General features: G+C 70.3%; 19 protein-coding genes, 1 tRNA gene and 1 riboswitch. Of the genes, 8 read left to right on the top strand and 12 right to left on the bottom strand.

Annotated elements, in window-relative coordinates:
* Nucleotides 1–433 precede the first annotated feature (433 nt).
* Nucleotides 434–2,902, top strand: coding sequence for a 2Fe-2S iron-sulfur cluster-binding protein (locus tag ABIC70_RS15995; protein ID WP_354440093.1), 2,469 nt, complete (start codon nucleotides 434–436; stop codon nucleotides 2,900–2,902).
* Between the two features lie 1,660 nt (nucleotides 2,903–4,562).
* On the opposite strand, the gene ABIC70_RS16000 is transcribed toward ABIC70_RS15995, so the two are convergent.
* The 10 genes from ABIC70_RS16000 to ABIC70_RS16045 all read right to left on the bottom strand — a co-directional run bounded on the left by ABIC70_RS16000 (nucleotide 4,563) and on the right by ABIC70_RS16045 (nucleotide 13,421).
* The gene (locus ABIC70_RS16000) at nucleotides 4,563–6,701 is read right to left on the bottom strand and encodes a TonB-dependent receptor (protein WP_354440160.1); all 2,139 of its coding nucleotides are present in this window, start codon (nucleotides 6,699–6,701) and stop codon (nucleotides 4,563–4,565) included.
* A 133-nt stretch (nucleotides 6,702–6,834) separates the two neighbouring features.
* A riboswitch (cobalamin riboswitch) is annotated at nucleotides 6,835–7,032 on the bottom strand.
* Between the two features lie 671 nt (nucleotides 7,033–7,703).
* Nucleotides 7,704–8,141, bottom strand: coding sequence for a site-specific integrase (locus ABIC70_RS16005; RefSeq protein ID WP_354440095.1), 438 nt, complete (start codon nucleotides 8,139–8,141; stop codon nucleotides 7,704–7,706).
* The gene (locus ABIC70_RS16010; protein WP_354440097.1) at nucleotides 8,114–8,518 is read right to left on the bottom strand and encodes a DUF6538 domain-containing protein; all 405 of its coding nucleotides are present in this window, start codon (nucleotides 8,516–8,518) and stop codon (nucleotides 8,114–8,116) included. Before ABIC70_RS16010 ends, ABIC70_RS16005 begins: the two co-directional genes overlap by 28 nt.
* An 86-nt stretch (nucleotides 8,519–8,604) precedes the next feature.
* Nucleotides 8,605–8,696 (bottom strand) — tRNA-Ser (locus tag ABIC70_RS16015).
* Between the two features lie 12 nt (nucleotides 8,697–8,708).
* Nucleotides 8,709–9,557: a glycosyltransferase family 2 protein gene (locus ABIC70_RS16020; RefSeq protein WP_179697349.1), complete on the bottom strand. Its 849-nt coding sequence runs from the start codon at nucleotides 9,555–9,557 to the stop codon at nucleotides 8,709–8,711.
* Complete coding sequence (gene lysA / locus ABIC70_RS16025) at nucleotides 9,554–10,822, bottom strand: diaminopimelate decarboxylase (protein ID WP_179697348.1); 1,269 nt, start codon at nucleotides 10,820–10,822, stop codon at nucleotides 9,554–9,556. The genes ABIC70_RS16020 and lysA overlap by 4 nt, the downstream gene beginning before the upstream one ends.
* Nucleotides 10,823–10,987: 165 nt before the next feature.
* Nucleotides 10,988–11,332 (bottom strand): LPS translocon maturation chaperone LptM, encoded by a 345-nt coding sequence (lptM, locus tag ABIC70_RS16030; protein WP_043352391.1) that lies wholly within the window; start codon nucleotides 11,330–11,332, stop codon nucleotides 10,988–10,990.
* 169 nt (nucleotides 11,333–11,501) lie between these two features.
* Nucleotides 11,502–11,804: a hypothetical protein gene (locus ABIC70_RS16035; protein WP_043352393.1), complete on the bottom strand. Its 303-nt coding sequence runs from the start codon at nucleotides 11,802–11,804 to the stop codon at nucleotides 11,502–11,504.
* Between the two features lie 144 nt (nucleotides 11,805–11,948).
* A complete protein-coding gene (locus tag ABIC70_RS16040) occupies nucleotides 11,949–12,677 on the bottom strand; it encodes a hypothetical protein (protein ID WP_075380922.1) in 729 nt (242 codons plus the stop codon).
* A gap of 111 nt (nucleotides 12,678–12,788) precedes the next feature.
* On the bottom strand, nucleotides 12,789–13,421 hold the full coding sequence (locus ABIC70_RS16045; RefSeq protein WP_043386928.1) for a DUF1134 domain-containing protein: 633 nt from the start codon (nucleotides 13,419–13,421) through the stop codon (nucleotides 12,789–12,791).
* Nucleotides 13,422–13,604: 183 nt separating this feature from the next.
* Between ABIC70_RS16045 and ABIC70_RS16050 the strand changes: the two genes are divergently transcribed.
* A complete protein-coding gene (locus ABIC70_RS16050) occupies nucleotides 13,605–14,150 on the top strand; it encodes a YHS domain-containing (seleno)protein (protein ID WP_043352398.1) in 546 nt (181 codons plus the stop codon).
* On the opposite strand, the gene ABIC70_RS16055 is transcribed toward ABIC70_RS16050, so the two are convergent.
* Together ABIC70_RS16055 and ABIC70_RS16060 are read right to left on the bottom strand one after the other, a co-directional pair.
* Nucleotides 14,131–14,994: a 3'(2'),5'-bisphosphate nucleotidase CysQ family protein gene (locus tag ABIC70_RS16055; RefSeq protein WP_053610564.1), complete on the bottom strand. Its 864-nt coding sequence runs from the start codon at nucleotides 14,992–14,994 to the stop codon at nucleotides 14,131–14,133. The two genes, ABIC70_RS16050 and ABIC70_RS16055, sit on opposite strands and share 20 nt — an antisense overlap.
* A gap of 97 nt (nucleotides 14,995–15,091) precedes the next feature.
* Nucleotides 15,092–18,073 (bottom strand): bifunctional [glutamine synthetase] adenylyltransferase/[glutamine synthetase]-adenylyl-L-tyrosine phosphorylase, encoded by a 2,982-nt coding sequence (locus ABIC70_RS16060; protein WP_354440101.1) that lies wholly within the window; start codon nucleotides 18,071–18,073, stop codon nucleotides 15,092–15,094.
* 375 nt (nucleotides 18,074–18,448) lie between these two features.
* Here ABIC70_RS16060 and chpT point away from each other — a divergent pair, with 375 nt between their 5' ends.
* From chpT to ABIC70_RS16090, 6 genes are all read left to right on the top strand, one after another.
* Nucleotides 18,449–19,171, top strand: a complete 723-nt coding sequence (gene chpT, locus ABIC70_RS16065; RefSeq protein WP_043352403.1) for a histidine phosphotransferase ChpT — start codon at nucleotides 18,449–18,451, stop codon at nucleotides 19,169–19,171.
* 103 nt (nucleotides 19,172–19,274) lie between these two features.
* Complete coding sequence (locus tag ABIC70_RS16070) at nucleotides 19,275–22,004, top strand: hybrid sensor histidine kinase/response regulator (protein WP_279900848.1); 2,730 nt, start codon at nucleotides 19,275–19,277, stop codon at nucleotides 22,002–22,004.
* 64 nt (nucleotides 22,005–22,068) lie between these two features.
* A complete protein-coding gene (locus tag ABIC70_RS16075) occupies nucleotides 22,069–22,587 on the top strand; it encodes a chemotaxis protein CheW (protein ID WP_043386919.1) in 519 nt (172 codons plus the stop codon).
* Nucleotides 22,588–22,598: 11 nt separating this feature from the next.
* On the top strand, nucleotides 22,599–22,991 hold the full coding sequence (locus tag ABIC70_RS16080; protein WP_043352407.1) for a response regulator: 393 nt from the start codon (nucleotides 22,599–22,601) through the stop codon (nucleotides 22,989–22,991).
* A gap of 57 nt (nucleotides 22,992–23,048) precedes the next feature.
* Entirely contained in the window at nucleotides 23,049–24,269 is a 1,221-nt protein-coding gene (gene cheB, locus ABIC70_RS16085; protein ID WP_043386917.1) for a chemotaxis-specific protein-glutamate methyltransferase CheB, read from the top strand.
* Nucleotides 24,266–25,129, top strand: coding sequence for a CheR family methyltransferase (locus tag ABIC70_RS16090; protein ID WP_043386914.1), 864 nt, complete (start codon nucleotides 24,266–24,268; stop codon nucleotides 25,127–25,129). The genes cheB and ABIC70_RS16090 overlap by 4 nt, the downstream gene beginning before the upstream one ends.
* Nucleotides 25,130–25,193: the final 64 nt, after the last annotated feature.

A 25,193-nucleotide genomic window follows, 5' to 3' on the forward strand; every position in this document is an offset into this window, starting at 1 on the left:
GACCTTGGGGGCAGGGGACGTACACCGCCGGGGTCGGGTCCGGGAGATCGCTCCGGATCGTCGCGCTGCGTTGAAGCTCAAGGCCGCGGCCTGCCACGCGGAAGGCGTGTCTCCTCTGGCAGCGCCGAGCAAGACCGCGCCCTCCCCGACACGGAGGAGCGCCTCGAAGGCTCCAAGGCGGAGGCCAAGCATCGAGACGACGAACCATTCGTCCTGATGCGTCCTGTCGTGGCGGTGCGCGGTCACGTCGGAAGGCGGCAATCTCGACCGGCGAAGTCACAGGGCGCCCAGGCCGGCTTGCGGATCGGAGCGCAGACACTTATAGATTACGCATAACATCTATTTTGCGGCATCGAAGGCGCCGGGTGCTCGGCGCCCGTCGTCCGGAGCATCCCGGATCGCGAAGCCAGCCTGGGGCGGAGATTCCTGCCTGATGAACCTCGAAGATCATCCCGCGGTGAAGCGTCTCCGTGCCGCCGAGCTATCAAGCGGGCCGGCCGCTGCGAGGAGGCCATTCGGGGCGGGCGAACTGCGGCAGCTGGCCCTCGAATGCGGTGCGGACGACGTCGGGTTCGTCGAGATCGGCCGGTTCGAGCTTGAGCCGCAGCGGGACGAGATCCTGCGGCACTATCCCTGGACGCGGTCCCTCGTCAGCATCGTCGTCAAGATGGCGCAGGCACCGGTTCGCGGGACGCCGCGGTCCGTTGCCAACCTCGAATTCCACCGTGCCGGTCACGACACCAACGCCATCTGCGCCGCCATCGTCGCGCGCCTTCAGGATCATGGCATCCGAGCCGTCAACCCCTCCATGGGCTTCCCGATGGAGATGAACCAGAACCCCGGGCACGCCATCTGGATCGTGGCTCACAAGCCCGTGGCGGTCGCGGCAGGTCTCGGCCGGATGGGCATCCACCGCAACGTCATCCACCCGAAATTCGGGAACTTCATCCTGCTGGGCACGGTCCTGCTCGACCAGGACATCGACATCCCCGACGCGCCCATCGACTACAACCCGTGTCTGGAATGCAAGCTCTGCGTCGCAGCCTGCCCGGTCGGTGCGATCAAGCTCGAAGGCGCCTTCGATTTCCAGGCCTGCTTCACCCACAATTACCGCGAATTCATGGGCGGCTTCACCGACTGGGTGGAGCAGATTGCGGACTCCCGCGACGCGCTCGACTATCGCCGGCGGGTCAACGAGCCCGAGACCGCCTCGATGTGGCAGAGCCTGACCTATGGGGCGAACTACAAGTCGGCCTACTGCATCGCCGTGTGCCCGGCGGGCGAGGACGTCATCGGCTCGTACCTGAAGGATAAAGGCGCGCACCGGCGCGAGATTCTGAAGCCGCTCCAGGATCGCCCGGAACCGGTCTACGTCGTGGCCGGCACCGACGCCGAGGAGATCGCCAGACGCAAGTGGAAGCACAAGACGGTGAAGCCCGTCGGCAATGGCATGACCCCCCGGACCATCGGTGGCCTCCTGACCTTCATGCCCATCGTGTTCCAGCGGGCGCAGGCGCGCGATCTCGACGCGGTCTTCCATTTCACCTTCACCGGCGCCGAGAGCCGCCAAGCAACCGTCACCGTCCGCGATGGAAAGATCGCCGTTCGCGACGGCTTGGTCGACAAGCCCAACCTGCGTGTGATTGCCGACGCCAAGACGTGGCTCGGGTTCCTCGCCAGGGAAAAGAGCTTGGTCTGGGCTCTGGCGAGGCGGAAGATCCGGATCTCCGGGGACCCCCGGCTCCTGCTGGCCTTCGGCAAATGCTTCCCGTCGCCCGAAATCCGGCGCAAGCCCGTCGAGATCGTGCCCGAGACCTCGCTGCTGCGTCCCGCGATAACGCCCTACGCGCGGAACGACGAGGCGACCGGGACGGTGCGGTGGTTCGGCGAGCTGGAACTGCGCGACGTCGCGCAGGTCACCCGCACGGTCAGGACGTTCCGCTTCGTCGATCCGAAGGGCGGCGAGATCCCCTTCCGGCATGTGGCCGGGCAGTACCTGACGCTGGAGATCACGCGGCAGGGCATTCCGACCCGCCGCTCGTACACCATCGCCTCGTCGCCGACGTGGCGGGACCGTATCGAGATCACCGTCAAGCGCGAGGAGAACGGCGCGGTCTCCCGTTGGCTGCACGACGAGATGCGACCGGGCGACCGCGTCCAGGTCGAGGCGCCGAGCGGTGGCTTCGTGTTCTCCGGCAGGGAATGGCCAACCGTCGTGCTGATCGGCGGCGGCGTCGGGATCACGCCCATGATGAGCAGCGTGCGTTACCTGACCGAGACGGACTGGCCCGGCACGATCTACCTCCTCCTCAGCTTCAAAAGCCCGCAGGACTACATCTTCAAGGACGAGATCGAGACGCTGAGGAAGCGGAATCCCAGGCTTCACGTTTCGGTCGCGATGTCCGCACCGGATAGGGAGGCCTGGAAGGGGCATACCGGTCGCATCGATGCCCGCTTCGTCACGGCCGCCGTGCCGGATATCGCGCGCCACCGCGCCCACATCTGCGGACCGACGCCCATGATGGACGCGGTCAAGGCGGTCCTGCTCGATCTGGGCGTGCCGGCCGGTCAGATACGGACAGAGGCCTTCGGAACGGACCGTCGCGATCCGACCGGAAGGACCGGACAGTCCGGCACGGTCGTCGGTCAGGTCAAATTCCTGGACACCGGTAAGACGTCTACGGCTCGCGAGGGAGCGACGCTGCTCGACGTGGCTGACGAGGCGAAGGTCCGCATCGACAGCGCCTGTCGCTCCGGGACGTGCGGAACCTGCATGGTGAGGCTGCGGAGCGGGACGGTTCGGATGCCCGTGCAGGACGCACTCGGCGACGGCGACAGGGAGGATGGCTACATCCTCGCCTGCCAGGCCGAGCCTGAAGGCGACGTGGAGTTGGAAGCGTAGCCCCGCGTTCGGGGGGGCGATTGATGCCGTTCAGCCCTCGGCGATGGGCGCATCTCGTGCCGCGCGGCGGGACACCCCCAGGGCGGGGTGATCCTTGGCTTCGACCGGCTGCTCGCGTTGGCCAATGCGGGCTTCGCTTCAGGCCGCTATCGCGTTGGGGCCATGACGCTCGACGTCGAGACCGGCACGGGTCTGTGGCCAAGCCTAGCGCCAGCTCGGCTCCAAGCACCCGCGCCGCCCCTGAGCGGGCCGTCCCGGGCCATCGGTTGCTCGCCTCCGTTGCCAGAACGCCGGCCTGACGTCATTCCGCGGGCAGAAGACCCCGCCCGCTCAAGATCCCGGCAAGCCATCGCCGATGAGTCCAAACGCGTTTTGGGCCGGGCACTCTCACCAGGCGCAGGTCGGTTTGCGTCAGGGGGCGCCGTTCGCACCGTTTTTGATCGCAGCTCGGCGGCGTCCAGTGCGACGTCGCGGCGACGGGATGGGAGGACACTCAGGGAGTGCAATCCACAGGCCGCGGCTGCGGGGGCGAACCGACTTTTGGCGCGCCAACCCGTTGTGAGGAAACACCGGTTTCGGGTTGGTGGGCGACCGCGGAGACGCGGCCCGCCCATGATCTCGAATTTCGTGTTTTTTATCCGCTGCTTACCTCGATGGCTGCGTTCGCTACCCATCCCAGTCCACGTGATCAACGTGGATCTCCGGGTAGTGCGGCGGACGACGACGGATTGATCAGCTCGCATCGGATGCGCGAGCGGGACATGCTTGGGTTCCAGCCACAGACCTGAGGCGGTCCGCCGCATTTTCCCATGGGGGAACCGGGGTCACATCTCACGCGGCTCGTACGGAGCCGTCGACATCGGCCGCGACATGATCGCGGGTTTAGCTCCATGGCCTCCATCAAAATTCGTGCGTCCGCTGACGGGACCTTTGCGGTCTGCCGGAATGGATCCGCCGTCGCCTCTGGCCTGACCCGAGCCCAGGCCGACCATCTGGTGGCGGTGCTCGGCTGGATTTCCTGAGGCCTCCGCGATCCCTCCCACCGCCTGCACGGGATGTGCGAGCGGCGTTCACTGGGAAGAGCAAGTTTGGATTGAAATGTCTCCAATCAGACATTAGGCCGCCGCCGCCGGCTTCAGGCTGGCCGTCCACGTCCGCCTACCGTTCGCCCCTCAGCGACAAGGGCGGGCGTGGATGCCAAGGGGGGCGCGAAACGCTGCCCCTAAGCTCGACTGCGTCGTCGTCGGCTCGGCGAACCCTCGCCGAAACTTCCTGCTCCCTCACGCCGTAGCGTAGGCGTCCCATGCCGATGTGGAGGCGCTGCGGTGACGTTGATCAGTCTGGCTTGCTTCGTGGCTGGAACGGCCTCTGCCGCGGCGTCTCTCATCAGCGACCGTCTGCGCGTCATTCTTGAAGCTGCGGGTGGCTCCCTGTTTCTGGTCGGCCTTTGCGTGCTCGGCGCAGAGTTGCCGCTGTTCAGATAGGGCCCATTGCAGCCTCCCGGCGGCCTCACTGCATCGAGGCCCGCGACGGCAGGTCCGCCGGAGCTGCCAGGGCTTCCGGCTTGGCGCACCCGCCCCCGAAAGCGCTCAAAAGCCTCATCCCCGCTTCTGGGGCACTCGGTGGGCTTATACGAGCCCGTGTGGACCGGACCGGTCCTTCAGAATTTTCCAGCGATGGTTAGACGTACCGCCGTAGGCTCGACCGGGTGAAACACGCGGTCGATCAGCCCCTCGGCGGGCTCGCCGGGCAACCGTGAAACATACGCGTAGGTGATCTGGTCAGACTTGCTGTTCGTCAAGTTCAGTACGTCCAGCGAGACGCTGATGCCGTTGTCGAAATTGTAGCCCACCCGGCCGTTGAACAGCGCGGTCGCCCGCGAGCGGATCGCGTTGTCCTCAATCAGCGGCCGGGGGCCGAAGTAGCGGAAGCGGAGTGATCCGAACCAGCCTAGCGGCTCGCCGAAGGTCACGCCCGCCGACGCGATGGTCGTCGGCGCTTCAGGAACCCGGTTGCCCACCGGGTCGTAGTCCGAGAAGCGAGCGTTCGTGATCGTCAGGTCGCCCTCCAGCGCGAGCCAGGGCGTCACCGCATACCGATTGGTCCATTCCACGCCGAAGCGGCGGGTCGGGCGGCTCGGCTCCGTGGTGCCGGTATCGCCCTGGAACAGGTTCTCTGAGGCGAAATCGAGCCGGAACAGGGCGAGGCTCGTCTCCAGCCCGGCAATGGACCGGTTGCGCAGGCCGATCTCGTAGCCCGTGGAGGGCACGAGGAAGGGCGAGCGGGTCGTGTTGAACAGCGAGGAGGTCGGATCCACCGTGGCGGTCACGCCGCGCGCATCGTTCGAGTGGAAGCCGCCGCCGTAGTTCACGAAGAGTTCGGTGTCGAACCACGGCCCGAGCGTCAGGCCGAGCTTTGGGTTGACGATGCCATCGCGCGCCTTGCCCGAATTGGCCGGCGTGTCCGAGACGACGCTGGCGTAGTATCCGTCCGCGCGGAAACCGACGCTGGTGCGCAGCCAGTCGGTCCAGCGCACGCGGTTGTCGAAGTAGAAGGCTCCACTTGTCTCCAGCACCCGGTCGTCGAGCACGCCCGAGCGATACTGCCGGTTCGTTGTGTTGAATAGGCCGACGCGGATCGAGTCGGTGCGGGTCTGCACGCCGATCTCGTTTTCCATCGGCCTCCCGAACAGGTCGCCCTGGAAGATGTGCAGGGCCTCGCCGCCGCCGATGATGCGCTGATCGAGCTGGTGGAACTGGTCGCCGTTCACCGGATCGTTGAGGAAGTAAGTGAAGTCGTTGAACAGGTTCAATTGGGATCGGATGACGTAGGCCGAGGCCCGCGTCACGCCCGTGTCGTCCGTTGCGCTGAACTTGCCCGAGAGCGAGAAGCGCGAGGTGTCGCCGCCATCGGTCGGGTTGATCGTGCCGTAGCGGCTGATCAGCCCCTCCGTCACAGCGCGCTCTGGGATCTGGTTGGTGGCGGTCCAGCGCGCCGCGTAGGCCATGCCGGTGACCGAGAAGCCGTCGAGCGGCGTACCCTGGCTGTAGCGGGCCACGCCGTTGATCTTGCGCAGGGCGTCCGGGACCACCCACGGGCCGTCGTAGACCTGGGCTTCCCCCGCGAGGAGGAGGTTGCCCTCACCGAGTGGTACGGTGGTGATCGAGAGCGCGCGCTTGTAGCCGAAGCTGCCGATGGAGGTCAGGGCGACGTTTTTCGCGGTCGTGTCGAGATAGTCGATCCGCACGGAGCCCGCAGAGGCGAAGTCACCGTCGCGGACGAAATACGGACCCTTGTGGAATTCCACCGCGCCGACGAGTTCCGGGATCAGGAAGTTGATGTCGGCGTAGCCTTGTCCGTGGGCATGGGTTCGCATGTTGAGCGGCATGCCGTCGAGGAACAGGGCTATGTCGGTGCCGTGGTCGAGGTTGAACCCGCGCAAGAAGAACTGATTGGCCTTGCCCTCGCCGGAGTGCTGCGTGACGATCAGGCCCGGCACCGACTCCAACACCTCGCCGGGGCGCGTCACCGGACGGCTGTTAAGCTGTGCGCCCGTGATGACACCCGAACTGGCGGAAGCCACGGGGGTGCTGATCCCACCGATCCCGGTCGTGCCCCCGACGTAGCTCGCGCTCGCGGCCGGACCGACGCGCGGCGATGCGGCTACGGCTGTGTCGGCGGTGACCGAGATCTCCTCCAGCGTCGTCTCGGTGGTCGCCGCACTCGGCGTGGAGCGGTCCTGAGCTGCGGCCGCCGAGGCCAGGGCGGCGAGGCCGACGCCCGACCAGGTCGAGAGCATTCGGATGGTGGGACGACGGGACACGGGAGCCTCGGGCGACGGGAGTGGCACGTCACCGCGAATGAGGTCTCCACGCCCAGCGTCAGCCCGGCGCTTCGACACCCGTCAGGACACCCCGCCCGACGCGTTTCGCGTGTGACCACGACTGACGGCAGGTCTCCTGGCTCGCGGGTCACCGCCCTCGCACCGTCTTCCCGGATGAGGCACATCCAGTGACGCGGTGGTGCTGGGCTCGCCGCTTACAGTTGCGGGGGCAGCCGCGGCTTCAGGGCAAGCCCTTCACCGCGTTCCCTTTTGATCCCCGAAGGGAACCGTCGCTGTCACCATCCGTCGCCTTGTCAGGCCACGTCAAGCCATGAGGAAGATCGGCGACCGTGTGTGGCCTCGCTGTGACAATGGGGTCCGTAACCTCGCCGTTATCGAACGGTCGCTTCCGCGCATCGAGCCAATTACCGCGTCACACCCATTGCCGAACTTGACCGGACGCGAAGCGACACGGTTTGGCTATAAGAGGCTGATCACCTGTGGTTCGATCGCCCGATCTAAAGCCTCGATGGCGGCTCGGAGTTGCTCCGGTCCGAGTCCTGACGCGTATACGGCAAGGCCGAGCGCGGCTTGGCGTGACCCATAAGCTCGGCGATAACGCTGCTGTTTACTGTTGTGGTGTGCTTAGAGGCCCGTTGGAGATAGGTTGCGAAGCATCGTCTGAAGCTATGGACATCGACCTGTTTGCTGGGCCCAAGCACCTTCTGGCAAAAGGTGGCAAATCGCTTCACCACGATCCAGCTTCGCTTCCCGTCCGGCCCCGCGGGCGTGAGACCCGAGCATACCCAGCCGTCTGACGAGCGTGCAACGCGCTGCTGCAAGATCGGCCTAGCTGATCCATGAACTGGTACGACGCGCCGGGCATGCTCCGTTTTCCGTGAGAGATGCGGAACGCTCGCCCCTCTGTGCGCATGTCGGCGGTGCGAAGCTGACAAAGCTCGCTGATGCGGCAGCCGGTCAGTAAGCCGACCCGCATGAGGTCGAACAGCACCGTCCCCTACCGCGCAGGCCCATGATCGCCACAGGATCAGCCGTGAGGAGCGTGACAAGCTCATCAGCGGTGTCGGCGCGCTTCGATGGCTCCTGCCTCGATCTATTCGAGAAGCTACCCTGCCCCTGCCACGGATTGTCGGCGACAAAGCCACGCTTGATGAGCCGCTGCCACATCGAAGAGAGCGCCGCGATCTGTCGATGGACCGTGGCCTGAGACGCCCGACTCCGCAGGAGCGCGTCGCTGACGAACTCACCCGCGGTGCGTCGATCCACGCCGCGGACGGCATAGTTTAAAGGCTGAGTTTGTGCGAACTCCCGGACGGCAAGGGCATGCTGCATCCGAGATTGCTTGGTCTGGACCCCATCGATCTCCATCAACCAGCGCTCCAGCGTCGTGAGCATTGTGGTCTGGCGCGATGACCCCCCTGGATGAGCATGATCGCGGCCATCCTTTCGGGTCGTCTTTTGGGGAGAGAATGAGGCGTTGGGTCGGGGCACTCTCGCCCGGTATCGTCGCGGGACCGTCCTGAACCGGTCAGTGCAGCCGCCCAGGCGGGCTCCCAACCGTCCGATACGGTCTGCGCACCGATCCAGTCCCAGAGCAGCGCCAGCGCGATCCACCGTCGCTGCCGCGCAACAGCCTCGGTGCTCGCGTCGAGAGCCCGGACGAGGTGGGTCTGTCCGACCGTGGAGACGAGATGGGATGGCACCCTGAGTCGCACGGACCAGCGCCCACGACGGCATTGCAGGTGGTCGGGGTGCCGCACCTTTGGCCTCATCCCGTACGGCTACGATGACGCTGTGTCACCAAAGCTGGCCGGACGAAGCGATAAAAAGGCTGCTTTTACAACATCTTATGGCTAAATGGCGGAGACGGAGGGATTCGAACCCTCGATACCCATTTCTGGGTATGCTCATTTAGCAAACGAGTGCCTTCAGCCGCTCGGCCACGTCTCCGGCGCTCTGGCTCTAGAAGGTCGGATCCGGCGGGTCAACCCGATCCTGGCGGGCGGCGGCCACGCGGCGGCGCTCGACATGCTTCGCGACGCGCAGATGCCGCGAGATCGCGTAGTTCATCGCCGTCAGGAAGCCGTAGGTGCCGCGCACGAAGTGGCGGCGCCCGAGATAGGCCTTCAGGAAGTTGCCCGGCAGTTCCACGAACACCCGCCAGGTCGGGATCACCACGCCCCGCGTCTCCAAGTCCTCCGCCTGCTGGTCGGAGTAGCGATTCAGCTTGTCGAGCTGGTCGCCGAGCGAGCGCACCGAGAAATGATGGATCACGCCCCTGAGCCGCCCCGGCGTGACGCCGGGTTCCAGCGCCACCCGGTCGTGCACCGGCGAGGCGGCGTAACGGCCCCGGTCCTTCCTGTAGAGCCGGACCGGCGTCAGGGTGTAGGCGAGCGGGTGCGGGCGGCCCTCGCCGGGAAAGATCTCCGCGATGCCGATCCGCCACGCCGGCCGGCGCGGCTCGCCCGCGGCCCAGAGGGCCCGGATCTCCCGGACGAGATCCTCCGGCACTACCTCGTCGGCGTCGAGGTTCAGGAGCCAGACATGCCGGCACTGCTCCTCGGCGAACCGCTTCTGCGGGCCGTAGCCCGGCCAGGGATTGTGAATCACCCGCGCGCCGAGCGCGGCCGCCAGCGCCTGCGTGCCGTCGGTGGAGCCCGAATCGACCACCACGAGGTCGTCGGTCAGGCCCCGCACCGCCCGGATCGTCGCGCCGATCCGGTCCACCTCGTTGTGGGCGATGATGAAGACCGACAGCGGCAGCCGCCGGTCGGCCGCCGCGGCCGACGGGGACGCGGGCGCGCCGCTCACGCCAGCCAGTCCGGCACCCGGTCGAGGGCGATCAGCGCGTCGACGTCGAGGCGCGGTCGCACCACGGCCGCCCGGTCACCCCGCACCAGAACCTCCGGCACCAGGGGCCGCGTGTTGTAGGTGCAGGACTGCACCGCCCCGTAGGCGCCGGCGCTCATCACGGCGATCAGGTCGCCCGCCGCCACCGCCGGCATGTCGCGGTTGAGAGCGAGATAGTCGCCGCTCTCGCAGACCGGACCCACCACGTCGGCGACGAGGCGCGGCGTCCCGGAACTTGGCTCGAGGACCGGCCGCAGGGCGTGATAGGCCTCGTACAGGGTCGGGCGGATCAGGTCGTTCATCGCCGCGTCGACGATCACGAAGGTGCGCCCCTCGCTGTGCTTCACGTAGAGCACCCGCGTCACCAGAATCCCGGCATTGCCGACGATCATCCGGCCGATCTCGAAGACCGGCCGCAGGCCGAGCGGGGCGAAATGCGGCCGCAGGGTCGCCGCCAGGGCGGCCGGATCCGGCGGCGGCGCGTTGTCGTCGCGATAGGGGATCCCGAGACCGCCGCCGAAATCGATGTGGCGCAGGGGATGGCCGGCCGCCATGAGCGTCCGGGCGAGGTCCGCCAGCAGCCGGGCCGCGTCGGCGAAGGGCGCCAGATCGGTGATCTGGCTGCCGATATGCATGTCGACGCCGTGCACCGCGATCCCCGGCAGGGCGGCGGCAGCGGCGTAGACCGCCGGCGCCCGGGTGATCGGGATGCCGAACTTGTTCTCGTATTTGCCGGTGGAGATCTTGGCGTGCGTGCCGGCATCCACGTCGGGGTTCACCCGGATCGAGACCGGGGCCTTGAGGCCGAGGCCCACGGCCACGTCGGACAGGACCGCGAGTTCCGGCTCGCTCTCGACATTGAAGCAGAAAATGCCGGCCTTGAGCGCGGCCTCCATCTCGGCGCGGGTCTTGCCGACGCCGGAGAACACGATCTTGCCGGGATCCACCCCGGCCGCCAGCGCCCGCTGCAGCTCGCCCCCCGAGACGATGTCCATCCCGGCGCCCTGGGAAGCGAGGGTGCGCAGGACGGCCTGGTTCGAATTCGCCTTCATGGCGAAGCAGACCAGCGCGTCGTCGGCCGCGAAGGCCTCCGCGAAGACGCGGTAATGCCGCTCGAGGGTGGCGGTGCTGTAGCAGTAGAACGGCGTCCCGACCTCCGCGGCGAGGCCGGTCAGGTCGACCGCCTCGGCGTGCAGGCGGCCGTCGCGATAGTGGAAATGGTGCATCTCGGCCGTGTCTCGTCTGCGCGCCGGAGCGCGGCCTGTTTCCCGTGAAACACCCCGCCGCAGGCCGACGCGGGCGCACGCCGACGACCGGATCCGACCGGGTCACCGGGCGCGGAGCACCACGACGGCCTGCCGGCGGCGTGGCGCCGTGCCGGCCTCAGCCCTCTACAGCAGCGGATCCAGAATGAAAGGCTCCTTCGGCACGCGGTAGCCCCGCCGCGCGCCGCGGCTGGTCTCCACCGGCGCATCGGTGCCGCCCGGCGGCACTGCCGCCACGGAGAGTTCGTCGCCAGCGCGCACCGAGGCCGCATCCGGCTCCGGGGCGCCCCCGCCGAGGCCGACGGAGACCGGCAGCGTCCGCCGCCCGGTCGCCGCGCCCCCGCTCGCCGGCGCGGCGGCCGGGGCCGCCGTCTGCGGCGGTTCCAGGGCACCACGCCGCCCGCAGGCGGAGACCGCCAGGGCCACGAGGCCGGACACGGCGAGGAGTTTCAGGGCGGGTTTCGACAACATCGCGCGAGGGTCCGGCGGGCTCGGCACCGGCACGCGAGGGCCGGCGGGAGCGCTACCTTAGCCGTTGCCGAGCCCCGGCGCGAGCGCGCCCCCGCCACAGGCCGAGCTCGGTCCTCGGCCGATGGCCCGCTCGGGGGACTTTCGGCCGAGGATTGTCAGCGGAGAGGCGTCAGCCCCGCCGCTCCTTGCCGCCCTGCGAGCCCTGCCGGTTCTTGGCGGGGGCGTTCTGCTGCTGCTCGGCCTCGTAGGCGTCGATCGCCCGGCGGCAGTTCTCGCTCAGCTTCTTCCAGTTCTTCTGGAAGCAGGCGTCGGTGGCCGGATCGTCGGGGGCCAGATTGCCGCAGTAGGTCAGGTAATCGCCGGTGCAGTACTTCTTCAGGGTCTCGTTGCCGCGCTTCGTCTGCTGCGCCGCCGCCGGCAGCGTCAGGACAACGGACGCCGCGACGGCGAGGGCGATCGGCTTCAGGCGCATGGGTATCCGTACCATCTGTCGAAGTTGTGAATGCGTGACGCGTCGACGTTGCGATGATGCCTTTGCGTGGTCGAAACAAGGCAGTCGTCGCAGGTTTTCGGTCCGGTTCTGGTGGTAGAGGCCCCGTTTCGGAGGCGGATCCGCTCAAACCCGTTCGTGCTGCGGCATCGGCGCGGCGGCGCGGGGCATCCGGCCCGGGCCCGTGAGGGCGTCGGCGACCTCGACGATTCGCCGGCGCAGGTCGGCGTTCTCCCGCTCGATCCCGGCTTGCCGATCCGGTTGCCGGTCGCCGGAGCGGTCGTTCTGCCGGTCGGCCAGGGTCAGGGCCAGAGCCTCCTCGGCCGCCTTTAGGCTGGCGCGCAGATCGTCGCGCTCGGCCGCCAGCGCGGCGGCGTCCGGTGCCGGGGCCGTGCCCTGCCGGAGCGTCAGGAGGCTGTCGAGCAGGTCGGCATGGGCGTCCTCGAGAGCCTGGAGCGTCGCGAGGCTCGCAGTGCCGTCCTCGCGGGCGATCGCCAGTTCGGCCTCGAGCTCCCGGGTCTTGGCCTGGACCTGGGCGATTTCGGCATCGCGGGCCGCGACATCGCGCGCCAGGGCGGCGACCCGCATCGTCCCGGCTCCGATCGCCGCCATGTCGGCCTGCCGCCGCGCCTCGACCGTCTCGACCCGGCGCTCCAGGCGGCGCTGCTGGACGGCGAACTGCGCGCGCAGGAAGTCGCGCTCCGCCGCGATCTCGGCCGGCGACAGGGGCAAGCGCGCCTCGGCCCGGCGTCGCTCCAGGCGTGCGGCACGCGCATTGAGGGCCGGCAGCAGCAGCAGGCCGCACAGGCTCGCCGCCAGGAAGCCCAGCGCGAAGATCATCACCGTTTCGATCACGAGGGTGCAGTCCGCGCATCCGGCCGGAAGACCCGACCCAAGTCCACTCTAGCCCAGGTTGGCCGCGGGGGTGAAATCCTGCGGCACCGGTCAATCAGAACGGATTCCTGATCAGAACGGGTTCCAGGTCGGCTCACGGGTGAACTTCAAATAACCGACATTGATCCCGAGGCGCGCGCCCACGCCGCTGCGGATCGGCACGACGATGGTCCGGTCGTTGACCACCGCGGTCATCCCGAAGCCGCCCACGAGGTAGGCCGAGCCGTCGACGCCGGCGAAGCGGCGATACAGGTTGCGCACGTTCGGCAGGTTGTAGACCAGCATCATGGTGCGCGCGCCGTCGCCGCCGACGTCGAAGCCGAGGGACGGGCCCTGCCAGTAGATGCGCCGCTGCCCGGCATTGCGGGTGTAGAGGGTGCCCTCGCCGTAGCGGACGCCCGCCACCAGGGCGCCGCCGCCCTCCTGTCCGAGGATATAGCCGTTGGGCTCGCCCCAGCGCCGGCCCGCCTCCTCGACGGTGAGCGCGAGCCCGCGCGACACGGTGCCGAAGAACCGGTGGCCGGATTCCACGATCTCGCCGGGGCGGAAGGTCTCGGGCGTGTCGAGGTCCTCGCCGGCCGCCCGGGCCGGCTCCGCGGCGGCGAGGCCGGCGAGAGAGGCGCCGAAGGGCGCGCCGAGAGCCAGGCCGAGGCCCGCCCGCAGCAGGGTGCGGCGGTCGGTGCCGCGATCGTCTCGTGCCATCATCGTTGTCTCCTCGCCCGGTTCGATTAACGGTTCGTGCGATGGACCTGGGCCGCTCTCGTCCCGCCGGGCCGGCAGCGGCCGCGCCTGCGCCCCGGATCGGCCGGGGCGCCGCCATCCATCCGGGCCGTGCGTCCCGCGAACCCGGGCGGATGAGTCGGACCAGCTTCTGAGGGAATTCGCAAGATGTGGTTAACGCGTCCTGACCCCGCGGCCGCGGCGATCATCCCGGGGGCGGCGCTGACAATCACGCTGGCCCTCGCGCTGACGGCCACGCTGGCCCCTCTGCCGGGGGTCGGCCCCCGCCGCGCCGCGGCCGAAGAGGGCCTGCCGTCCCAGACGCGGATCGCGCTGCTGACGCTCAACGGCTTCGACCCCGTCAGCTACTTCCTAAAGGGCGGGCCGCAGGCCGGGGCGGCCCGGTTCGAACTGTCCTGGGACGGCCGGGTCTGGCGCTTCGCCAGCGGCGCCAACCGCGAGGCCTTCCGGGACGATCCGCCGGTCTACGCCCCGCGCCTCGGGGGCTACGACGCTGCCGGAATCCTCGAGGGCCGGCTGGTGGATGCCGATCCCCTGGTCTTCGCGGTGATCGGCGAGCGCCTCTACCTGTTCCGGAATGCCGAGCGCCGCGCCCGGTTCCTGGCCGAGCCCGACCTGGTCCGGCAGGCGGAGGCGGCGTGGCCGGCCCTGCGTGCCCTGCAGGACGTCCCGCCTATGGATGCGCCGCGCTGAGCGGCACCGTCGGCCTGCCGGTCGGCAGGGCGAGGCGCGGGGCCAGGGCGGGATCGCCCAGGGCCGCGAAGGGCCCGTTGCGATGATCGGGCCCGTGCTGCCCGTAGCGGATCGGGCTACCGCCGGGCACCACCACGCAGCCCCCCGCCGCCGCGACGATGTGATCGCCCGCGGCCGTATCCCATTCCATGGTCGGGCCGCAGCGCACGTAGATGTCCGCCTCGCCGGCGGCGATCAGCCCGAACTTCAGGGCGGATCCGACCTGGCGCGTCTCCAGGACGGGCAGCGCCGCGAGGCAGGCGGCGGTTTCGGGATCGCCGTGCCGCCGGCTGCCCAGGGCGACGAGGCCGGCCTCCGGCGCCGGTCGCGTGTGGACCGGCCGCCCGGCCCCCGGCCGGCCGGCGACCACCGCGCCCTCGACGGTTGCTGCGCCCGCCCACCAGACCCGGCCGAGCCCCGGGGCCGCCAGGGCGGCGGCCACCGGGCGGGCGCCGGACACCAGCGCGATGTTGACCGAGTAGTCCGGCGTCCCGGCGAGGAAGTCGCGGGTGCCGTCCAGGGGATCGACGAGGAAGAAGAGGTCGGCCGGCCGCGTCGCGTCGGTCTGGGCGCGCTCCTCGGCCACGACCGCGATCCCCGGGAAGCGTCCGGCGAGGGCCTCGACGATCAGGTCCTCGGCCTCGGTGTCGGCGGCGCTCGACGGTGAGCCGTCCGGCTTCAGGGCGTGGGGGCAGGGGGCCCGATGGTAGCGGCGCAGAATCTCGCCCGCCGCGCAGGCGATCTCGGCGAGCGCCGCGGCGATCCGCTCACGCTCCGGTTCCGAGATCGTCGTCGCGCTCGTCATGGTCCCTCCGGAGGCGACCCTGAATGCCCGAGCCCGCCGGCAATGTCGACCGTGTCTCCCGGGTGTGCGGCCGGCCTGTCGGGCCGGGACGGCCCCGTCAGCCGTGCTCCGGCGGGACATCCGCGGCGCCCGGCATCCGCAAAGTCCGCCGGATCCGCGCCAGCAGGGCCTGGCTCCGGCGCCGGTGGCGGCGCAGCTCCGCCGCGAGGCTGCGGGCGTCCGGAAGGCCCACGGCCTTGGCGATCTGCCGGGCCGCGGTCTCGGAGGGCTCCGCGGCGGGATCGGTCATCACGAGTCGCTGCCACTGATAGACGGCGTCGAGGAACCCGTAGGTCTCGGCGAGGGCCTCGCCCGTTGCCGCGGGCAGGAGGCCGCGCGCCGCCGCCTCCCGGAACAGCGCCTCCGCGCCGAGGCCGATGCAGCCGGGCCAGTCGCGGGCCCGGCTCAGCACGAGGGCCTGGGCCAGGAAGTCGAGGTCGAACAGCGCGCCCGGTGCGAGCTTCAGGTCGAAGGGGCCGGCATGGCCCCGCTCCCGGGCGACCAGGGCCCGCATCGCGCCCGCCTCGGCGCAGACGGCGGCGGTTTCGCGCGGTTGCCGGAGCACCCGGGCGATCGCGGCCGTGACGTCGGCCGCCAGGGTGGCGTCGCCGGCCACGACCCGGGCGCGGGCGAGCGCCATGTGCTCCCAGAGTTCCGCCTCGCCGCCGTGATAGGCCGCGAAGCCGCTGAGCTGCACGGCGGGCGGGCTGTGGCTGCCGTAGGGCCGCAGCCGCAGGTCGACCGCGTAGAGCCGCCCCCGCCGCGTGGCCGTGGTGAGCGCCGCGAACACGCGTTGCGCCAGCCGGTTGTAGGCCACCACGGCGTCGAGGGGGCGCCGGCCGTCGCTGGTGCGATTCTCCGGGTCGAAATCGTAGAGGAAGACGAGGTCGAGGTCGGATTCCGCGCTGAGCTGCCGGGATCCGAGGCGGCCCAGCGCCAGGATGCAGCAGCGTCCCTTGGGCAGCGTGCCGTGGTCCAGGGCGAACCGGCGCTCCTCCGCCTCCAGGCTCAGCGCCACCGTCGCGTCGGCGATCGCCGCGTAGGCCTCCCCGGCCTGGCGCGGCGTGAGGATGCCCGACAGGAGGCGGGCGCCGGTGACGAAGGTCATCTGCCGCGTGGCGTCCCGGCAGCGGTCGAGGCTCTCCTCGTGGCTCGCCGGCTGTCCCAGGAGCGCCCGGTACTGCGCGCGGACCTGATCGGGATCGGTGGTCGGCGTCACGAAATCCGCGTCGAGCACGGTGTCGAGGACGTGCGGGCTCAGGCCCACCGTGTCGGCGAGGCGGGGTGCCGTCCCCAGGATGTCGGCGAACAGGAGGCGCAGGCGCTCGTGCGAGCGCAGGATGGCGAGGAGTTCCGCCACCGCGGGCATCCGCGCGAAGGCCCGGTCGAGGGCGAGGAGCGCCGCGTCCGGATCGGCGGTTCCGCCGAGCGCCCGCAGCAGCGCCGGGAGCACCTCGGCGAGGATCTCCCGGGCCCGTCCGGTCCGCAGGGCCGGGCGGCGCCCGAGATGCCAGCCCTGCACGGTCTCCCAGGCCAGGGGCGGATCCCGGAACCCGAAGGTGCCGAGCCGCGCCAGGGTCGCGGGCTCCGGCTCGCTCGCGCCGAAGACCAGGGGGGCCCCGTCCCCGCCGGCCTCCGGCCCGGCCTCGAACAGCAGGGCGTAATGCGCCTGGACCCGGCCGGCGTGGTGGAGCAGCGCCGCCTCGAAGGCCGCCAGGTCGGAAAAGCCCGCGAACAGCGCCAGCGCGGTCAGCGCCTCGGTCCCGGTGGGCAGGCGCTGGGTCTGCTCGTCCCGGATCATCTGGATCCGGTGCTCCAGGGTGCGCAGGAACGTGTAGGCCGCACGCAGCTCGTCCCGGGCCTGCCCGTCGATCCAGCCCTGCGCGACGAGTTCGGCCAGCATCGCGACCGTACGACGCCCCCGCAGGGCGGGCTTGCGGCCGCCGAAGACGAGTTGCTGGGTCTGGACGAAGAACTCGATCTCCCGGATGCCGCCGCGGCCGATCTTGATGTCGTGGCCGCCGACCGCGATGGTCTCGTGTCCGCGGACCATGTGGATCTGGCGCTTCAGGGCGTGGATCTCGGCGATGGCCGGGAAGTCGAAGTGCCGGCGCCAGATGAACGGCGCCAGTTCCGCGAGGAACGCTTCGCCGGCCGGGATGTCGCCGGCGATCGGTCGGGCCTTGATGAAGGCCGCGCGCTCCCAGTTCTGGCCGAGCGTCTGGTAGTAGTCGAAGGCGAAGCCGGTGGAGAGCGCCACCGCGGTGGAGCCCGGGTCCGGCCGCAGCCGGTAGTCGATGCGGTGGACGTATCCGTCCGCGGTCCGGTCGGCCAGGAGCTTCACCAGCCCCTGCGCCAGCTTGACGAAGAAGGGCTTCGGATCGCCGCCGGTGGCCGCGGCGGCGGAGCCGGCCTCGTAGAAGACGACGAGGTCGATGTCGCTCGAATAGTTCAGCTCGCAGCCGCCGAGCTTGCCCAGGCCGAGGACGATCAGGCCGGACCCGTCCTGCGGCGCCTCCGGATCCGCGGGCCGGAACCGCCCGGCCGCCATCCCCTGCCGGAGCAGCGCCTCGACCGCCCCGCTCACCGAGGCGTCCGCGAAGGCCGACAGGGCCTGGGTCACCGCGTCGAGATCCCAGCAGCCGCCGAGATCGGCCAGCGCGACCAGGAGGGCATGTTCCTCCCGGTTGGCGCGCAGCCGCCGGCCGACCTCGGCGAGGTCGGGGTTCGCCCCGCAGGACGCGCCGACCGCGCGCTGCCGGGCGATGATGTCCCGGCTGGCCGCGTCCGGCGCCTGTTCCAGCAGGGCGACGAGCCGGTCCGGCGACCGGGTGGCCGCCCGCCAGAGGAAGGGCGAATGGTCCGCGAGGCCGAGGAGCAGGTCCCGGCACGGCGGCGTCAGGAAACCGGCCGGAAGGGCCGGCGCGATCTCGGCGAGCCGGGCCTGCGCGGCGTCCGGATCGGCGAGGCCGAGCCGGGGGCTCAGGCTCGCGCGCAGCGTCGTGGCCGATCCGTTCCGGAGACCGGTCTCGTCTCTCATGCCGCATCCTCCCTGGCGCGACGGGGCCGGCATCGTAACCGACCGGGCCGCCCGTGTCCGGCCCCGCGCGCAGGGACGCGCGGATCCAGGGCTGGGCGGATCCTGGGCTATGCGGATCCGGAATCGGGGGCCGCCCCGCCCTCCGTCCGATCCGGTAACGCTTTTCAAAGCTGACCGTGGCGTCTATCCGTGCGGACCGGTCGTCGCCCCCGGTCCGACCTGCAGGCCGTGCGGGACCCCCTCGGGCGACTCGATCGCCACGGGGGCGGCCGAGGACTGGGCGCCCGGGAGCCGGGCGGCCGGAACCCGGCAGCCTCGATCGGGGCCCCGACCCGCAGACGTCCGCACCTCAGATCCGCCCGCCCGGAGCGCACCATGTCCTCCCCGACCTCGCCCACCCTGCACCTCGACGGCCTCGACCTCGCCGCCCTGCTCTGCTCCCGCGTCTGCCACGACGTGATCAGCCCCGTCGGCGCGATCGTGAACGGGCTCGAGGTCCTGGAGGACGACCAGGACGAATCGATGCGGACCTTCGCCCTGGAGCTGATCGGCAAGAGCGCCCGGCAGGCCTCGGCGCGGCTGAAATTCGCCCGCATCGCCTTCGGGGCCGCGGGCTCGGCCGGCGCCTCGATCGACCTCGCCGACGCCGAGGGCGTGGCCAAGGGCATGTTCTCCGACGAGAAGACCAAGCTGACCTGGAGCGCCCCCCAGGCCCTCTTCCCGAAGAACAAGGTCAAGCTCCTCCTCAATCTCGTGATGGTCGCCACCTCGGCGATTCCCCGGGGCGGCGTGATCGACGTCGTCGTCTCCGGCGATGCCGAGGCGCCCACGCTGGTGCTCAAGGCCAAGGGCTCGCATGCCCGCATCCCGCCCCACGTGGAGGAGCTGATGGCCGGCCGCCCCGAGAGCGGCACCGTCGACGCGCACGGCATCCTGCCGTTCTACGCGGGCCTCGTGGCGCGGGCCGCCGCCATGGATGTGCGATTCGCCATCGAGGGTGATGAAGTGACTATCACCGCCACGCCCGCCGCGAGCCCCGCAGTGATCGGAGCGCCCGAAGACCCCGACGGCGAGGCTTCGGACACGGCCCTGGCGTGAAATTCTGAAAAACCGAGACGCGGGGCCGGGATGGAAACGCTTCCCTAACCCCGCGCGAGTAAGTAGGTTGCGCGAGACCTTCTCCGCGTAACGAGTAGCGCCTATGGACGACCTGCTTCGCGAGTTTTTGACCGAGAGCGGGGAGCATCTCGACACGGTTGATGCAGAACTTGTTCGATTCGAGCAGGATCCGAACAACGAGACTATTCTGCGAAACATCTTCCGTCTCGTGCACACGATTAAGGGAACCTGCGGATTCCTCGGCCTTCCGCGGCTCGAAGCCCTGGCGCATGCTGCGGAAACCCTGATGGGCCGCTTCCGCGACGGGCTGCCCGCCACGTCGGATTCCGTCACCCTGATCCTGCTGACGCTGGACCGGCTCAAGGCGATCCTGGCCGATCTGGAAGCCACCGGCACCGAGCCCTCAGGCTCGGATGACGACCTCATCTCCGCCCTGGAGCGCATGGCCGAGGGCGCGCCCGAGCCGCAGGCCGTCGCTCCGCCGCCGCCCGAGCCGGTGCTGCCCGATCCGGTGGTCCGCGAGCTGAAGCCCGGCGAGGTCACCCTGGACGAGCTGGAAGCCGCCTTCCTGTCGGCCCCGGGTCCCGACGAATCGGATTTCCTCCCGCCGCCGGCCCCCCTTGCCGCCGCGCCGGCCCCGACGCCCGCGGCCCCCGCGGCGAGCGCGCCGCCGAAGGCCGAGACCAGGGTCGAGCCGGTCGAGGCCGAGAAGCCCGAGCCGGCCCGCGCCGAGAAGGCCGAGGGCGCCGAGGGTGAGACGACCGCCGCCGCCAAGAATCAGACGATCCGGGTGAACGTCGACACGCTCGAGCACCTGATGACCATGGTCTCGGAGCTGGTGCTGACCCGCAACCAGCTCCTGGAGATCGCCCGCCGCCACGAGGATTCGAGCTACAAGGTCCCGCTGCAGCGCCTGTCGCACGTCACCGCCGAGCTGCAGGAAGGCGTCATGAAGACGCGCATGCAGCCGATCGGCAACGCGTGGCAGAAGCTGCCGCGCGTGGTGCGCGACCTCTCGGCGGAACTCGGCAAGCAGATCGACCTCGTGATGGTCGGTAACGAGACCGAGCTCGACCGGCAGGTCCTTGAGGTCATCAAGGACCCGCTGACCCACATGGTCCGCAACTCGGCCGATCACGGCCTCGAATCGACCGCCGAGCGCGTGGCGGCGGGCAAGCCCGCCCGCGGCACGATCCGGCTCGCCGCCTACCACGAGGGCGGCACGATCACGATCGAGATCGCCGACGACGGCAAGGGCCTGAACCTCGCGGCGATCCGGCAGAAGGCGGTGCAGCGCGGCCTCGCCTCCCAGGCCGATGTCGAGCGGATGACCGACGCCCAGGTCGCCAAGTTCATCTTCCACGCCGGCTTCTCGACGGCGGCGGCGGTGACCTCGGTCTCGGGCCGCGGCGTCGGCATGGACGTGGTCAAGACCAACATCGAGACCATCGGCGGCCTGATCGACATCGCCACGACGGCGGGGCGCGGCACGACCTTCACCATCAAGATCCCGCTGACGCTGGCCATCGTCGCCGCGCTGATCGTGCGGGCCGGCGAGCACCGCTTCGCCCTGCCGCAGGTGGCGGTGCTGGAGCTGGTGCGGGTCGATGCCGGGGCGCAGCGGGTCGAGCACATCAACGGCGCGCCGGTGCTGCGCCTGCGCGAGCGGCTCCTGCCGATCGTCTCGCTCACCGGCCTGCTCGGCCAGTCGAGCCCGGGCGGGGAGGCGGAGCAGGCCGGCTTCGTGGTGGTCGCCCAGGTCGGGCGCGAGCGCTTCGGCATCCTCGTCGACGAGGTCTTCCACACGGAGGAGATCGTCGTGAAGCCGATGTCGGTGAAGCTGCGGCACATCCCGATGTTTGCCGGCAACACGATCCTCGGCGACGGCGCCGTGGTGCTGATCGTCGATCCCAACGGCGTGGCCCGCCAGGTGGCGCAGGGCGTCCAGGGCAGCGGCGGCCACATCGACGCCGACGCCGACGAGGCGGTGGAGATGGCCGACACCAAGACCACGCTCCTGGTTTTCAAGGGCGGCCAGGGCAGCTTCAAGGCGGTGCCGCTGTCGCTGGTCACCCGCCTCGAGGAGATCGAGTGCGCCAAGGTCGAGTGGCTCGGCGGCCGCGCGCTGATCCAGTATCGCGGGCGCCTGATGCCCCTGGTCCCGGCCGACGCGGCGATCACCATCAAGTCGGAGGGGACGCAGGCCCTGGTGGTGTTCTCCGACGGCGAGCGCGCCATGGGCCTCGTGGTCGACGAGATCGTCGACATCGTCGAGGAGCGCCTCGACATCGAGATCGCGGCCGACCGGTCGGACCTGATCGGCTCGGCGGTTCTGCGGGGCCGGGCGACCGACATCATCAACATCGCCCACTTCCTGCCGCTGGCCTACGACGACTGGGCGCGCGGCCTGAAGCGGCCCGAGCAGATCTCCACGATCCTGCTGGTCGACGACTCGGCCTTCTTCCGCGACATGCTGAGCCCGGTGCTGAAGGCGGCGGGCTACCAGGTGGTCACCGCGGCGAGCGCGGACGCGGCGCTGGCGGCCCTCCAGGCCGATCCGCAGATCGAGGTCGTGGTCACCGATCTGGAGATGCCGGGCCGCAGCGGCTTCGACCTCGTCGCCGCCATGCGCCGGGCCGAGCCGCGCCTCGCCGGGCTCCCGGTGATCGGCCTCAGCGGCGCGATCGGCGCCGATGCGGTTGAGCGCGCCCGGGCCCTGGCGATCAGCGACCTCGTGGCGAAGTTCGACCGCAGCGGCCTGATCTCGGCGCTGGCCGAGATCGGCGCCGCCACGGTGTCGAAAGCCGCCTGAGCCTGCACGCCGCCCGCCCCAAAACGATCGAGACGATCGAGACGATCGAATCCGGAGAGTTCCGATGCAGGCTGCCAACGCCAACACCAGCGGCGCCACCACCAACGGTGTCGAGACCGGCGCCACCGACGACTTCGTCACGGTCTATGTCGGCGAGACGCTGTTCGGCCTGGCGATCGAGCGGGTGCACGACGTCTTCGTCCCCTCGGGCGTGACGCCGGTTCCCCTGGCGCCGGCCGAGATCGTCGGCCTCTTGAACCTGCGCGGCCGCGTGGTGACGGCCATGAGCCTGCGCCGGCGGCTGGGCCTGCCCGACGCGGAGGCCCAGGCGGACGGCACCAAGGCCAGCCCGAAGATGGCGATCGGCCTGGAGCAGGCCGGCGAGACCTTCGCGCTGGTGGTCGACGGCGTCGGCGAGGTGCTGAAGCTCGGGGCCGACAGCCGCGAGGCGGTGCCGATCAACCTGGATCCGCGCTTCCGCGATCTCGCCACCTGCGTCCATCGCCTCGACGGGCGGCTCCTGGTGATCCTCGACGTGGACGCGCTCCTCGGCTTCACGCCCGCCGGCGCCAAGGCGGCTTGAGGGAGAGGTCGATGAAGGCGCCCCACGAGACCACCTGCCTGGTGGTGGACGATTCCGCGGTGATCCGGAAGGTCGCCCGGCGGATCATCGAGGATCTCGGCATGAACGTCAGCGAGGCCGAGGATGGCAGCGCCGCCCTGGAAGCCTGTGCCGCCAGCATGCCGGACGCGATCCTGCTCGACTGGAACATGCCGAACATGGACGGCTACGCCTTCCTCCAGGCCCTGCGCCAGAGCGAGGGCGGGGGCGTGCCGAAGGTCCTGTTCTGCACCACCGAGAACGATGTCGGGGCGATCGCCCGCGCCCTCCGGGCGGGGGCCGACGAATACATCATGAAGCCCTTCGACCGCGACATCCTGACGGCCAAGCTCGAACAGGTCGGTCTCGTCGCCGACGCGGCCTGACCGCACGATTCGGCTCCGACGCCCCTGCACCCGCGACCTGTACCCGAGGCAAGCATCATGGCCCTGAGTCCCGCGGTTGCTCCGCTCCGTACACCCACCACCCCGAGCACGACCGCATCCGCCACCACGATCCGGGTTCTGGTGGCCGATGATTCCGCCGTGGTGCGCGGCCTCGTGGCCCGCTGGATCGGCGAGGCCGGATTCGAGCTCGTCGGCACGGCCTCGAACGGCCGGATCGCCCTCGAGCTGATGGCCAAGCACGACCCGGACGTGGTCCTGCTCGACATCGAGATGCCGGAACTCGACGGCACGACCGCGCTGCCGCGCATGCTGGCCATGAGCCCGAGCGTGCAGGTCGTGATGATGTCGACGCTGACCACGCGCAACGCCGACATCTCGTTGAAATGCCTCGCCCTCGGGGCGGTGGACTACATCGCCAAGCCCGAGAGCAGCCGTGGCGTCACCACCTCGGACACGTTCCGGGTCGAGCTGATCGAGCGCGTCCGCGTGTTCGGCTCCGCCCGCGCGCGGAGCCGGCGCCCCGCCTTCGGCCATGTGCCGGCCACCCCGCACGCCCCCGCCGGGCCTGCGGTCGGGCACCACGCACCCGCGGTCGTGGCGCATCCGGCGCCGGCCGCCGCGCGCCCCGCGACCCCCTTCACGCTGCGGCCGAAGGTCCGCAACCGGACCCAGCCCCGGGCCCTGCTGATCGGCTCCTCCACGGGCGGCCCGCGGGCGGTGGGCGAGATGCTGGAGGGAATCGGCTCGGCCGCCCTGCGCCGTCTGCCGGTCCTGATCGTCCAGCACATGCCGCCGATCTTCACCGCGGTCTTCGCCGAACACCTCGCCACCCGTACCGGGCTCCCCGCAGCCGAGGGCAAGGCCGACGAGCGGGTCGAACCGGGCCGCATCTACGTGGCCCCGGGCGGCCGCCACATGGGACTGGCCGCGGCCGCCGGCGGCCCGATCATCAAGCTCACCGACGGCCCGCCGGTGAACTTCTGCCGCCCCGCGGTCGACGTCCTGTTCAAGGACGCGGCGGTCGTGTTCGGCGCCGCCACCGCGACCGTGATCCTCACCGGCATGGGCTCGGACGGCACCAACGGCGCCCGGGCCCTCACCGAGGCCGGCGGCCCGGTTCTGGCCCAGGACGAGGCCACCAGCACGGTCTGGGGCATGCCGGGCAGCGTCGCGCGGGCCGGGCTCGCCGAGGCCGTGCTGCCCTTGCCCGAACTCGCGACGGCGCTCCGCGCCATGATCACGGGGCAGCCGGCATGACCGAACTCGAGTTCGAATTCCTGCGCAGCTTCCTGAAGCAGCGCTCCGGCCTCGCGTTGACGCCGGAGAAGCGTTACCTCGTGGAGAGCCGGCTGACCCCGGTCTGCCGCCGCTTCGGGCTCGCGAGCCTGGGCGACCTGATCGGCGCCCTCAAGCTCGCCCAGAACGGAACGATCGAGCGGGCCGTGGTCGAGGCCATGACCACGAACGAGACCTTCTTCTTCCGCGACCGGATCCCCTTCGACCTGTTCCGCGACACGCTCCTGCCGGACGTGCTGGCGCGCAATGCCAGCCGCCGCCGGCTGCGGATCTGGTGCGCGGCGGCCTCCACCGGGCAGGAGCCCTACTCGCTGGCCATGCTGCTCCAGGAGGCGGCGCCGCGGCTCGCCGGCTGGCAGGTCGAGATCGTCGCCACCGACCTGTCCACCGAGGTGATCGAGAAGGCCAAGCTCGGGCTCTACAGCCATTTCGAGGTCCAGCGCGGCCTGCCGGTGCAGTGGCTGATCAAGTACTTCACCCAGGTCGGCGAGCAGTGGCAGATCGCCCAGAGCCTGCGCAGCATGGTGGATTACCGCCAGCTCAACCTGCTGCACAGCTTCGCCTCGCTGGGCCAGTTCGACGTGATCTACTGCCGCAACGTGCTGATCTACTTCGATGCGCCGACGAAGTCGGACGTGCTGGCGCGGCTCGCCGCGCAGCTCGCACCGGAGGGCGCGCTCCTGCTGGGGGCCGCCGAGACGGTGATCGGCCTCACCGACCGGCTGTCGCCCAACCCGAAGCACCGCGGCCTCTACGGCCATTCCGAGGCCGCGGCGCGCCCGGCCGAGGCGCCGCCGCTGCGCATGGCCGCGAGCCTCTGAATCCGGCGATCGGGGTTCCCGGTCGCGCCCCGGCTCCGGGCCGTCCCTGCACCCGGCACCGCGA

It is taken from the genome of Methylobacterium sp. 1973, assembly GCF_040545035.1.
GTDB lineage: Bacteria > Pseudomonadota > Alphaproteobacteria > Rhizobiales > Beijerinckiaceae > Methylobacterium > Methylobacterium fujisawaense.